Origin of the sequence: Allobosea sp. RAF48, from assembly GCF_052114025.1 — a bacterium.
In the GTDB taxonomy this organism is placed as follows: Bacteria; Pseudomonadota; Alphaproteobacteria; order Rhizobiales; family Beijerinckiaceae; genus Allobosea.
Window position 1 is genome coordinate 119,918 of sequence record NZ_JBFRDZ010000006.1, and the last position, 12,289, is coordinate 132,206.

14 protein-coding genes are annotated in these 12,289 nt (G+C 60.5%); 12 read left to right on the forward strand and 2 right to left on the reverse strand.

Annotated features, from left to right (window positions below):
• The first annotated feature begins 199 nt into the window (after positions 1 to 199).
• Positions 200 to 1,576, forward strand: coding sequence for a TAXI family TRAP transporter solute-binding subunit (locus AB4Z10_RS13240; RefSeq protein WP_441470850.1), 1,377 nt, complete (start codon positions 200 to 202; stop codon positions 1,574 to 1,576).
• A gap of 326 nt (positions 1,577 to 1,902) precedes the next feature.
• Here AB4Z10_RS13240 and AB4Z10_RS13245 read toward each other — a convergent pair whose 3' ends face one another.
• A complete protein-coding gene (locus AB4Z10_RS13245; RefSeq protein ID WP_441470851.1) occupies positions 1,903 to 2,337 on the reverse strand; it encodes a DUF2721 domain-containing protein in 435 nt (144 codons plus the stop codon).
• Between the two features lie 432 nt (positions 2,338 to 2,769).
• Positions 2,770 to 4,098 carry a helix-turn-helix domain-containing protein gene (locus tag AB4Z10_RS13250; RefSeq protein ID WP_441470852.1) on the reverse strand — a complete coding sequence of 443 codons (1,329 nt, stop codon included), beginning with the start codon at positions 4,096 to 4,098 and terminating at the stop codon, positions 2,770 to 2,772.
• Between AB4Z10_RS13250 and AB4Z10_RS13255 the strand changes: the two genes are divergently transcribed.
• From AB4Z10_RS13255 to AB4Z10_RS13305, 11 genes are all read left to right on the forward strand, one after another.
• Positions 4,067 to 4,753: a hypothetical protein gene (locus AB4Z10_RS13255; protein WP_441470853.1), complete on the forward strand. Its 687-nt coding sequence runs from the start codon at positions 4,067 to 4,069 to the stop codon at positions 4,751 to 4,753. The genes AB4Z10_RS13250 and AB4Z10_RS13255 overlap by 32 nt on opposite strands.
• Before the next feature lie 43 nt (positions 4,754 to 4,796).
• Positions 4,797 to 5,501, forward strand: coding sequence for a hypothetical protein (locus AB4Z10_RS13260; protein ID WP_441470854.1), 705 nt, complete (start codon positions 4,797 to 4,799; stop codon positions 5,499 to 5,501).
• Between the two features lie 56 nt (positions 5,502 to 5,557).
• On the forward strand, positions 5,558 to 7,048 hold the full coding sequence (locus AB4Z10_RS13265) for a DUF1254 domain-containing protein (RefSeq protein ID WP_441470855.1): 1,491 nt from the start codon (positions 5,558 to 5,560) through the stop codon (positions 7,046 to 7,048).
• 193 nt (positions 7,049 to 7,241) lie between these two features.
• Positions 7,242 to 8,684 carry a DUF1254 domain-containing protein gene (locus AB4Z10_RS13270; protein WP_441470856.1) on the forward strand — a complete coding sequence of 481 codons (1,443 nt, stop codon included), beginning with the start codon at positions 7,242 to 7,244 and terminating at the stop codon, positions 8,682 to 8,684.
• Between the two features lie 109 nt (positions 8,685 to 8,793).
• Complete coding sequence (locus AB4Z10_RS13275; RefSeq protein WP_441470857.1) at positions 8,794 to 9,150, forward strand: HdeA/HdeB family chaperone; 357 nt, start codon at positions 8,794 to 8,796, stop codon at positions 9,148 to 9,150.
• Positions 9,151 to 9,160: 10 nt separating this feature from the next.
• Complete coding sequence (locus tag AB4Z10_RS13280; RefSeq protein WP_441470858.1) at positions 9,161 to 9,526, forward strand: hypothetical protein; 366 nt, start codon at positions 9,161 to 9,163, stop codon at positions 9,524 to 9,526.
• A gap of 148 nt (positions 9,527 to 9,674) precedes the next feature.
• Complete coding sequence (locus AB4Z10_RS13285) at positions 9,675 to 10,400, forward strand: outer membrane protein (protein WP_441470859.1); 726 nt, start codon at positions 9,675 to 9,677, stop codon at positions 10,398 to 10,400.
• Positions 10,401 to 10,506: 106 nt separating this feature from the next.
• Complete coding sequence (locus tag AB4Z10_RS13290; protein ID WP_441471084.1) at positions 10,507 to 10,692, forward strand: hypothetical protein; 186 nt, start codon at positions 10,507 to 10,509, stop codon at positions 10,690 to 10,692.
• 148 nt (positions 10,693 to 10,840) lie between these two features.
• Entirely contained in the window at positions 10,841 to 11,086 is a 246-nt protein-coding gene (locus tag AB4Z10_RS13295) for a hypothetical protein (RefSeq protein WP_441470860.1), read from the forward strand.
• 9 nt (positions 11,087 to 11,095) lie between these two features.
• Positions 11,096 to 11,446 carry a hypothetical protein gene (locus tag AB4Z10_RS13300; RefSeq protein ID WP_441470861.1) on the forward strand — a complete coding sequence of 117 codons (351 nt, stop codon included), beginning with the start codon at positions 11,096 to 11,098 and terminating at the stop codon, positions 11,444 to 11,446.
• A gap of 283 nt (positions 11,447 to 11,729) precedes the next feature.
• Complete coding sequence (locus AB4Z10_RS13305) at positions 11,730 to 12,143, forward strand: hypothetical protein (RefSeq protein ID WP_441470862.1); 414 nt, start codon at positions 11,730 to 11,732, stop codon at positions 12,141 to 12,143.
• Positions 12,144 to 12,289: the final 146 nt, after the last annotated feature.

Genomic DNA, 12,289 nt, shown 5'->3' on the forward strand with positions numbered 1-12,289 from the left:
GTTTAGATTGGCCGCAACTGCACGCCGGTGATGGATTGAGGAGCGCGCGCAACCCATTGGTTGGCACCTGCGCGCGATTCAGGCAGGACCGGTCGAACGTCCGCGTTTGCGCCGAGACCAGGTCCTCGCGGCGGCCCGCTCCAGCGGCATTCGAAGTCATGTGAGGGGATCGCAGGCGGATCTGGAGAACGGCCTGCTGATGAACGCGGTGACGCGATTTGAACGCGGATCCCTTACCAAGCGTCGCAGGCTGAGCCGGCCGAGGAAGGAGGACAATATGATGCGATTTGCTCTATGGACAGCAGTTCTCCTCGGCATCGCAGCCCTTGCGGTGGCGATCCATTTCTGGTCGCCGCATGCGACTTTGCGGGTGACAACGGGCGCCCTTGGCACACAGGCCCAACGTTTTATCGGCGCGCTCGTCACCGAGGTGGCTAAGGATCATCCCCGCGTGAAGCTTCAGCCAGTCCAAGTCAACGATCTCGCTGCCAGTTCAAAAGCGATCGAAACCGGCGCTGCCGATCTCGCGCTGATCCGCAGCGACGTCTCGCCACCGACCAACGGCCAGACCATCGCGATCCTGCGCCGCGATGTCGTCGCCTTCGTGCTGCCGCCGCAATCGGCCATCGACAGCATTAGCAAGCTCTCCGGCAAGACGATCGCCATTCCGCAAGGACGCCTGCAGGACGTCAACGCCGCGCTACTCGACGTTATCCTGAGCTACTATGATGTCCCGCCTCATGAGGTGAAGCGGGTCTTCCTCGCGCCTGACGAGATGGTCGCGGCGGTTCACCAACGGCGCGCTGCCGCCATCCTCGCCGTTGGCCCGGTCGGGCCCGGGGACGTGGTCGCAGCGGTTATGGCAATGGCCAAGGGAACTGCGGGAACGCCCACCATCCTGGCGTTCTCTGATGCGGATGCCTTCAACCGGCGCTTTCCGGCTTTCGAGTCGTACGACATCCCTGAGGGAGCCTTCAGGTCTCGCCCCGCAACCCCCGACGACACGGTCACGACGCTCGCCGTGACATATCGGCTCGTCGCGCCTGACACCATGCTCGATCTCGTCGCCGGAGCGATAGGCCAGACCCTCTTTACCGCGAAGCCCAAGCTGATCGCGCTCACGCCCCTGGCGAGCCAGATCGAAGCGCCCGACCCCGACGCCAAGAACCCGATCCTGCCGGTCCATCCCGGTATCGCCAACTATCTCAACAACGGCGAACAGAGTTTTTTTGACGAGCTCCAGAGCTATTTCTATCTCGCAGCCGCTGCCCTCAGCATCCTCGGTTCGCTTGCAACGCTTATCATCGGGCGTGTGACGACGGGGCGGATGCGCGAAGATCAGCAACGGATCGGGCGGTTGATCCAAATCGCCGACCGGGCCCAAGTAGCCGATGCCGAGACGCTCGAGGCGCTCGATCGCTCGCTTCATCACCTGGTCGATGAGGCCGTCACGTCTGGCGGGCGCTCGGGCAGCGATTCAACGATGGCCCTGGCGGTAAATCACGTCCGCTATGCCGTCACCGCGCGCCGGGCACTCTTAGAGCGATTGGAGGTTGCACCGAATCGGCCGCTCTGATTCGAGGATACCCGCGCGTGCGGACGCCGGTGAAGGCGGCATCGAGATCGGGGGGGATCGTGATAGACTTGGTCGTCAAGCCGTTAACCCTTGGTGCCACCGCCCCTGTCGTGCCTCGGGCAGGCTTTCGAGGAAGTCCTTCGTGGGTCAGACCACGGCTTGCGCCTGGTCCATGAACGGAAGGGATGGTCGGCGTTGACACCCCGAACATAGTCTTTGCCGGCAAGCGCTGCGCAGTCCCGAAAGGAGGTGGTTGTCCGGCGATTTTTCCTCGTGGACAGTTCGACCTCGCGTTTGGACGACGATGCAAAGTCCCGATCGTTCGGTTACCTTAGGTGATCAGTAATTCGCAATGCGATCCGCACCTCGCGCAGAAACTGTGTGAGCGAAGCGCCAAAAAGTCCGACGGCACCGATGAAAAGGAGCGCAACACCCCGTTCATGCGGCAACTCCGCGAACGCTAATCCGAATGCCAGGGCCATCAGCAGGATGGTCGACACCCCGCTAGAGATTGCCAGAAATATTGCGCTATTGATCAAAGCAGCCCGCTCTTCGAGCCGGGGAAGGTCCGCTCTAAGTTCCGGCGCAACTGCCCCGTCTTTTTGCAGGCCATTGAGCATTCGCGATCGGTCGAGGATGCGCTCCAGGCGGTTTATCAGGACCGAGATGAGACCAACGACGGCGCCAAGCAAAAAAGCAGGCGCGGCTGCCTGCGTGATGACGACTGAGAGGTGGCTCACTGATGGCAGATTGGGAAGCATGTTGATTCTTTCAGACTTGATGCTCGCCAGATCTGCAGAAGGCCGCGGGACGCCTCCTTTGACCAAGCGGCATTCTTCCTATGGCAGAAGCCGGGCGAAGTTCCCAACGGTCTTCGCAATCAAGAATTCCGATTGGCATCCCACGGCATAAGGGAGCCCGACCCGGCCTCTCGGAAGATTGAGGCCGGCGCGCGCCGCCAGCTTCGCCATTCTTCCGCCGCGAGGCTGCGCCCGCAGTATACGAGACGTTCCGATGTCAGGGAGGGCGGTTTTTCTGAATCCGGGAATCGCCGGCGGAAGTGCTTGCTGAACTCCAACCGCCAAGTGTATCGGCGCCGCGGGTTTAGAATGGGTCAGCTAAATTGGAGACAATGATCCGGGATCGGCAGCAGCCTGTTGCAGCGGGCAGCCGTCCCGGCGGCGTTCTTCGTGTTACAACTTGGAGCGAAACGCTCCGGGTGTGCAGCCGGTCGCCTTCTGGAAGGCGCGCGCGAAATTGGCGGGAGAGGAATATCCCATCTCCGCCGAAACACGTGTGATCGAGCCGTCCGTATGCCGGAGCAGCTCTGTCGCTCTCTCAATCCTCGCCGCGTTCGTCAGGCTGCGAAAATCAGTACCGGCCCGATGGAGCTCGCGTTGCAGCGTTCGGACGCTGGTACCCATTGGTCCCGCAGCACGATCGATCGATACGCCCCCCGTGAGAACCTGGGCCCGTATCTGCGCCATGAGGACGGCGAGCAGATCTCGTGGCGCACCGCCGGGCCGGTCTCGCGCCACATCCTCGATGGTGACAATGGGCCGTGACCCGCGGTTCGGAGCAGCCGACAAGAGATGGCGTTCGATGACGATCGTCACGGCCGGCGCGTTGAACAGGACCGGGCAATGGAAGAGATCTTCGAACAGCCCAGTCTGGCGCGGCCTGTTGATATTGAGTTCGATGCGCAGCGGCCGCCAGTCGAACGGCAAATAGGCCCTCATGACGCTGAGCAGAACGCCGGCCGCTGCACCGGCGATCATCTCGTAGCCAGCGTGGTCGGACAAGGCGAAGACGTAGCTATAGCGCGCCTCGTCGCCGGTAATGGCGATCGACATCCGGTCGTGGGTGCTGTGATAGCAAAGAGCCGCAATGGCCCGCTCGATGGATTGGCCGAGCGTCTCGCCTCCCAGGATATAGCGCCCATAGCAGCCATAGTTGCCGACATTCATCGTCGGAGCGATCAGGAGGCCGAGATCGGGCTCGCCGACCTCCCTGGCGGCTGCACTCACGAAGCCGATGACGGCGGCATGGGGGATGAAACAATTGCAACCTTCGGTAAGCTCGATATCGAGACCTGCTGCCCGGTTCGCCCGCAGAAGCGCTTTCTCTCCGAGCTCATGACGCAGGAATGCCGGCAAGCCGTAAAGAATATGGCTGGAAATGACGGGAATTTCAGACACGAGCAGGCCCCTCCGGAATTCCGCAACGTTGGCGCAAAATGAGTGGCAGCGAGATCCGACTACTGCTTTGTCGCACAGTATAAGTTCTACGGGCAAACGGCGAAATTGGTTTTGGTCGTTGTAAATTTTATTATTTTTGGAGGAAATATCGGTTGTGAGTGCGAAGACGGCGATCGACTTAGCTAAATTGACACTCTTCGCGACCTTGTCGTGTTCGGGAATAGCGCTGGCGGAAGGTTCGACGAGTGACGCCGGCGATCTGGCCAAAGCGGCGCAGAACCCTGTTGCCGACATGATCAGCGTGCCGTTCCAGAACAACTTCAACTTCAATGTCGGGCCGCATAAGCAGCTTCAGAATGTCCTCAACATCCAGCCCGTGATCCCGATCACGCTGAACAAGGACTGGAACCTAATCACGCGTTGGATCACCCCGGTGATCTCGCAGCCGGCCTTGACGGTGAATGGCGACAGGGAGTTCGGCCTGGGCGACATCAACCCGAGCTTCTTCTTCTCGCCGAAGCAGCCGACGCACGGCATCATCTGGGGCATCGGACCGACCTTCGTGCTTCCCACTGGCACCGACAAGACCCTCACCTCCGGCAAGTATTCGGCGGGCCCGGCCTTCGTCGCCCTGACGATTCAAGGGCCTTGGGTCGTCGGCGTTCTCGTCAACAATGTCTGGTCGTTTGCGGGCAAGAGCAATCGCAGCGCCGTCAACGCGATGACGCTGCAGCCCTTCGTGAACTACAACTTTCACGGCGGCTGGTACCTGACGTCGTCCCCGGTCATCACTGCCAATTGGGAGGCCGACCACGGCGATCGCTGGACAGTGCCGATCGGCGGCGGTTTCGGGCGCGTATTCAAGATCGGTCATCAGCCCGTCAACGCGCAGATCGCAGCCTATTACAATGTGGCAAAGCCCAGCGGCGCTGCCGATTGGCAGCTGAGGGCCCAGCTTCAGTTCCTGTTCCCGAAGTAGAGCCAATAGACGCACCAACGAAGTCAAACGAGGGGAGTGCGCCATGACAACAGCGCGAAATGCAATTGCCTTATTCTTTCTCCATGCTGGCGCGGTCTCTGCCCTGACGCTGCTGTCCAACTCCGCGTCAGCTCAGGCGACTCCGACCGCTCCCCCGCATGTGCCGCTTCAAAAGGCGATCGGTACCCCGGTCAAACCCGAGCTCGCGCCGTCGCTCTTTGTCCTGAGCGCTCGCGGCGCGACCTTGCAGGGCGGGAAGCTGGTGCTGAGCGGTCTGTCGCCTAACTCCATCGTGTTCGCCGACCGCCCAGTGAGGTCCGCTGGCCACGAACTCACGGCGCATATCCTTGAGGAGTGGCTGCCCGGCAACCAAAGCCCCGACAGCTTCTACAAGGACCCGCCGAACGCGACCGTGTCAGCTTTCATGCGGGATGGCTCGGGTATTCGTGACGCGGTCGTGGTTCTGAAAAGCCCTAAACTCGAAGGCGACCAGGTCACATTCGACGTCGACGTGATGGAGGGTGACCTTGCGGGCGGCGACGGCGCCGCGTCGATCTTCATCGATCTGATCGGCCGGCCCTTCACGCCACTGTCCTTCGCGGGCGTGGCACGGCGTACGGCATTTCGTGGAGCCTACTACCGAGGTGCGGCGATCGCCGGCGCAGGCGCCCTCGGTGCCGCAGCGTACTATGCACCATATGCTTATCGACCGGTTTGCGGGTATTACCCATACCCGCCCTGTTACTGATGATCGTTAGCCCTGTAATCCCAACCGCTAATCGATCTACAAGGGGACCGAAAATAATGAACCAACTATTTCTTGGTGCAATTTTCGCGGCGGCTGCCACGGTTGCTTCCGCACAGACTTACCAGATGACGACGCCTTTCGCTCCGGGCGTCGCCGTGCCGGACAAGATCGAATCCTCGATCGGGGCGTTGAACCTCAACTACGGCTACCCGTCCGCCGATACTGTTGAAAAAATCTACGACAACCTCGACCGTTCGCGCGCGCTCCAAGCCTATCTGCTGGCGATCCCGATCGTTAATCAGGCCGGCATGCGCGAGTCGCTGCGCAAGTTCGGACCCGATAACCAGACCAACGTAATCTGGGAAAGTCTGATGGATTCGAAGACCGTCGCGCTGACGGGCAACGACAACACGATCTACAACTTCATGTGGGTCGACACGAGTAAGGGTCCGGTCGTCGCCGAGGTTCCGCCCAAGGTGCTCGGGACGGTCGACGACTTCTGGTACAAGTGGGTGGGCGACATCGGCATCACCGGGGCTGACAAGGGCGAGGGCGGCAAGTACCTCTTGTTGCCGCCCGGCTTCAAGGGCGAGATACCATCGGGGTATCACGTTTTGCGGCCGAACACCTTCGGCAGCTACTTCGTCTTTCGCGCTTTCCTTGTGGACGGCTCCACCCAACCTGCGATCGATTCGGTCAAGAAGAACCTGCGGATCTATCCTCTGGCCGAGGCCGCCAATCCGCCGCCGATGAAAATGGTCAATGCCTCCGGAATTCCGGCGAATTTCGTCTCTCCGGGCGACTACTCGTTTTGGGGCCTGTTGAACCAGGTCATCCAGGAAGAGCCGGCGGGCGGATCCGATCCCACCACCTTGGGCCTGTTCGCCTCGATCGGCATCGAAAAGGGCAAACCCTTCGCTCCCGACGAGCGGATGAAGAAGATTCTCACCGACGCCGCCAACATCGGTGCTGTCACGGCGCGCACCATCGCTTTCAAGATTCGCCCGAAGGATGCGTATTTCTATCCGAACAGTGCGTGGCGCCTGCCATTTTTGGGCGGTTATAAGTTCGAGACGGCGCCCGGCGTCAGTAACCTGGACGGTGCCGTCTTCTTTTACTACTTCGCCATTGCCGTGACCCCGGCGATGGAGGAAGAAATGGTGGGCAAGGGCTCGCAATATCCTTGGTCGGTGCAGGATGCGAAGGGTGATCCCTTGGATGGTGGCAAGAACTATAAGCTGCGCCTGCCTCCCAATATCCCGGTCAAGGATTTCTGGTCGGTCATCGTCTACGACAACCAGAGCCGCTCGATGGTGCAGACCGACCAGCGAGCCCCCAGCGTCAGCAGCCAGAGCAAGGGCGTCAAGGTCAATGCGGATGGTTCGACGGATGTCTACTTCGGACCCAAAGCCCCGGCGGGAATGGAGAACAACTGGGTGCAGACGATCCCGGGCAAGGGCTGGTTCATGCTCCTTCGCCTCTATGGTCCGCTGGAACCATGGTTCAACAAGACATGGAAGCCGGGCGAGATCGAGCTGCAACCCTGATCCCCGCCGGCGCCAAGCTGGTCAGAAACTAAACGGCGGTTAGCGAAGCGCCGCCGTTTCGAGCCCAAAGACGGACATGCAAGCGGTCTCGATTGCCCACTCCGGCATTGTTTGATACCCGCATAAGTTGTGCGACCGCGTCCCGCAATCGACGCGCATGACCGGAAGTTGTGAACCGGAAGGAAGTTTTCAGATGCTGACGAAACGTGATCTGCTTGGCTCTGCTGCGATGGCCGCCCTTGCCGCGGCCACAATGAAGTCCAGCCTCGTCTTTGCGCAAACGAAGCCCGAATGGCCGAACCTCTTCGAGGCGAAAGACATCGCCGAAGAAGGCTTCATCTACGGCCTGCCGCTGGTGATGAACTATGCGGTCATGCACGAATTTGCCGTCGACAGGAATTCGGGCCAGTTCAAGGCGCCGTTCAACGAAATCTACAACATGCACCATGTCGCCACCCCGGCGGACACGGCCGTCATAACGCCGAACAGCGACACCCCTTACTCCATCCTCTGGCTGGATTTGCGGGCCGAGCCGATGGTTATCACGGTGCCCGCAGTTGAAAGGGAGCGCTACTACTCGGTCMWGCTCWKCGACGGYAATACCTACAATTTCGGCTATATCGGCACACGCGCCACTGGGTCCGAGCCGGGCGACTATCTGGTCGTCGGCCCCAACTGGAAAGGCAGTACGCCCGCCGGGATCAAGCAGGTTTTTGCCTCGACCACCCCGTTCGTGTTCGCCAACTTCCGGACCCAGCTTATCAACGCCGAAGATATGCCTAACGTGGAAAAGGTGCAGGCTGGCTACAATGCGCAGCCGCTTTCTTCCTTCCTCAAACAAGCAACTCCGGCCGCTGCACCCAAGATCGCGTTCGTCCCTGCTACCACGGCCGGGATCAAGGACAACTTCTTCGAGTACCTCGACGCAGCCCTACAATTCGTTCCCGAGACGCCGAGGGATAGGGCAGTTCGCGCGAAGCTTGCCAGGATCGGCATCGGCCCCGGCAAGACCTTTGCGTTCAAGGATCTGTCGCTCGAACATAAAGCCGAAATCCTGGTCGCCATGAAGCAGGGTGACGACAAGATCGGCAAATGGCTGGCCAGTGGCAGCAAGGAGATCAACGGCTGGAACGTCAGCTCGCTGCTGGGCGATGAGGCCTTCTACAACGGCGATTGGTTGAAACGGGCCGGAGCTGCCAAGGCAGGCATCTATGGCAACGATGCCGTAGAAGCGACCTACCCCTTCACGCGAAGTGACACGACGGGAGAGGCGCTCGACGGCAGCAAGCACAAGTATACACTTACCTTCCCGCCGGGCCAGTTGCCGCCCGTGAACGCGTTCTGGTCCGTTACGATGTATGACGGCAAGAGCCAGCTCTTGGTCAAGAACCCGATCAATCGCTACTTGATCAATTCACCGATGTTACCGGGGATGAAAAAGGACGCGGATGGCTCCCTGACGCTCTATATCCAAAAGGACAGCCCCGGCGCCGACAAGGAAGCCAATTGGCTCCCGGCACCGGATGACAAAATCTACCTTGTGATGCGCCTCTATTGGCCGAGGACTACGCCGCCGTCTATCCTGCCTGCGGGCGAAGGGACATGGCAGCCACCAGGCGTGAAGCGGGTCTCGTAGAAGCTGAAAGCTTCGCGCGCCTCTTCATTGCAAGATCGTTGCGCTAAAGCCTCCGGTTCCCTTCCACCTCCAGAGCTCCGGCTCTTACATTTCGAAACGGGAGATCATCATGTCCAAAATTCTCGCCGCCATGGCGGTATCGATCGTTTGCGCCACCTCGTCTGCGGCGACCGCCCAGGTTCCGCTCACGAGCTACGTCGATGCCAACGGGTTCATCGACGTCCAGACCCTGACCTGCGCGCAGCTGGCAGGAACCTTCCAGGAGGACGCCGATGCCCTGTCTACCTGGTATAGTGGCTGGTATAACGGCCTCGCCAAGAAGCATTTTCTTGACTTGAAGAAGGGCAAGGTCGTCGAGCACGAGGTCATCGTCTACTGCAAGGCCAATCCCGACAAGAAGATCATCGACGCGCTTGCCATCGTGTTCAAGGATGAGCGCGCCAAGCTGGGAATCCAAATGAAATAGGCGCCTGCTGGTGGCTCGCCGGCCGGCCGCTGGCCGGCGAGCAGGCCAACGGCGCGAAGGCTGGTCCGATCGACCGCTGCCGATAGCGAACTGGCGGGCGCCCGGTGTGGGGCCCGCTTCCATCAACCAGCTGACCTCACTCAACGGGGACGACATGAATAGGTCTATCCTAGTCGGGATTGCGTTATCGTTCGGCCTGATCCTTGCCGGCTGCCAGACGTCGCAATCACGGCAGGCACAGCTCGCCGCGATCTGCGCCGATCCCGCCAATCGGCAGCCCCAAAGCTTCTACTGGTCGGAATGCCAGACGCTTTATCCGTCATCGGACCGTGCGCTGCAGAAAGATTATCAGCTCGGCGCGGCCGTGGGCAACTGAGGCCGTGTCGGGATTAACCCACAATGGGAGACGTTCGACTGGACGTCGCTATTCGACCAGAGCCTGATCCTAAGTCGCCCTTTCAGCTCCCTACTCAATCTGCGGTTGACGCTAACAGTCGGACCAACATCCACAAGGAGACTCGAATATGCCCCGTTTGACCACGAAACTTGGCGCCGGACTTGCCTTTGCAGCGTTCTCGCTCGCAGCGCAGGCTGCCGATCTGCCGTCGCGGCGGATCGAACCTGCTATTCCCATGCCTCCTGCCTTCACCTGGACCGGTTTCTATGTCGGTGCCCAGGCCGGCTGGGCGCAGACCAGAACCGAATTGACCGCCGGCGCCGCGATCGCCGGTCGGGCTGCCGTGGCATCATTGCCGAGCCTGAACCGGAATGGCGCTGCGCTCGGTCTGATGGCGGGCTACAACTACCAGATCGGTCAGCTTGTCCTCGGTGGCGAGATCGACGGCGCGGCCCTCATCACCGGGAAGCAGCGCTACACCGCGCTGACCGGCGATTTCATCACCGCCCATACCAACTGGGTCGGCTCGGCCAGGCTGCGTGTCGGCTACGCCTTCGACCGCTTCATGATCTACGCCACCGGCGGCATCGCATTGGCGGCACCCAAATCGACGGTGACGGGCACGGGCTATTCCTATGGTGCCGGCGACAGCACCCGGGTGGGCTGGACACTCGGGGCCGGAGCCGAATACGCCTTTACGAATAACTGGATAGCCGGCCTAGAGTATCGGTACTCACAGTTCGAAGACAATACCTACACCTACCCGGTCGGCGTTGGCGGTCTCGGGATCGTCGGCTTCAAACAGCAACTGAGCACCAATCAAGTGTCGGCGCGGCTGCTCTACAAGTTCTGATCCCCTCGGACGGGCTGCATGCAGCTCGTCCGAGATCCATCTCACCTTCAGTTCCGAAAAGGACCACGACATGAAATTTTCAATCTTCGGCTTAGGGATCTTGGCCATGGCGGCGGCCTTCTCTCCGACCGAGGCCAGCGCAGTCGTTTGCGCGCGCGGGGTTGTGCGGGCCGGTTGTGCAGGACCGAACGGTGCGGTGGTGGCGCGTCGCGCGGTGGCTCCGCGGGCCGTGGTGGTCGCGCCCGTGCGGCGCGGCTGCGCTATTGTCAACGGCAGGCGGGTGTGTCGTTGACGACGCCGATGGCGCGGCTTTCGGAGCCTGCGGGGTAGGACGCCAACGTCTCGCTAGCGTAACCTGCTCCCCGATGGGGCGGTTTTATCGGCCATGCTCGCTCCGATGACGACGCCTTTCCGCAGCACAGCATTCGCGTGATCTCACAATGGGCCAGAGTCTGCGGGCCGCCATCGCCCGGTTTCCGGACCGGGGGCAGGCCATCAAGGAGCTTGCCGCGAGGGACGAGGATTTCCACACCCTTTGCATGGACCTTCGCGATGCGGCAGCCGCCTTGGCCAGATGGGAACTGGCGGTTTCGCCGGTTCGCGAAGAGAGATGCACCGGATATCGAGAGCTCGCGACGCGCTTGGCCGACGAAATCAGCACCGCGTTGGATCGTCATTCGCATTAGGAGACTGCTATGAGGCAACGTTTGCTGCGATTTGTGCTGGCTTCATCAGCGATGTGGTGCTCGGCCGTCATTGCCCAGGAGATGCCGCGCATCGATATCGAAGCAAGCTGCCGTCAAGCGCGGGCCCTCAGCCCAGAGGACACCGACCCCTATGCAGGGTGCGTGCGGGACGAAACCGCGGCCGCGAGCCAACTTCGCGCCACCTGGGTGGAATCCAGCCGCTCGCACCGCGAGAGCTGTTCGCAGGAGACCCAGATCGCCAGTTCACCGAGCTATGTCGAGTTGATCACCTGTCTGGAAATGTACAGCGGCAGCCCCTCGGCGAACCCTAGGCCACGTCGACTGCAAGCGCGGCCGTGAGGACCTGGCTTATGGGCCATGCTCATTCATGCGCTTCCGCACCTCGTGGTCTGACCATGAGAGTGTGAATCGGCGCGGGGCTTGGGTGCCGATCGGCACGGCAAGCCGTTGAAGTTGCAGGACATGATGCGGTTAGTCGTTATACAATCAGAGCGGAACGCCGCTTGACGCCGCCGTTTGCGCTGAAGAGGCGCGCGGAATAATTTCAAGGTGCGCCTTGCAAATACATACCACTGCAATACAACAGAAATTCATCTATCTTAGTCTCTTGGTCATCCAATCGGTGGCCGCCATATTTCTTTTCATTGTTGTCTTCCCTCTTTTTCGACAGGTGGTAGAGCGGCTTGGCGAGCCACAGCAGGTCAGCATTTTCATCGAGATGAAGGTAACCTTGGGAACGTTAGTCCTGCTTTGCGCCTATTGGATCAGGTATCGCTGGATCGCAATTCAAGCTCCATTTCGAAGCGCGTTGATCGGTCATTTTCTCCAGTTTTCAAGTCGGGTCAGCTTCTTCTTCGGCGGCGCGCTTTTTTCGGCACTGTTTTTCCGCCATATACCTGCGCTCGAAGTCTTACCGCCGATCAGTGAGGGATTGATCAAGAGTCTTCTAGTGGCCTGGATGTTGTTCGGGTTGTTTTGCTACTCGCTCGAACTCGACCGGCTCGGCAAAGCCATCGAAGGGAACCGCGCAAATTGATAGCGGCGAATTATGGCGCCGATGAAAGAACCATGCATGAACTGGCCACCGAGGATGCGCTGCTGATGCGCACGGATCAGGCCGTTCTTCGGCAGAATCGCTCGTACCCGGAGCGCTGGGAGCGGCCGCCATTTTGGCTGGGGCGC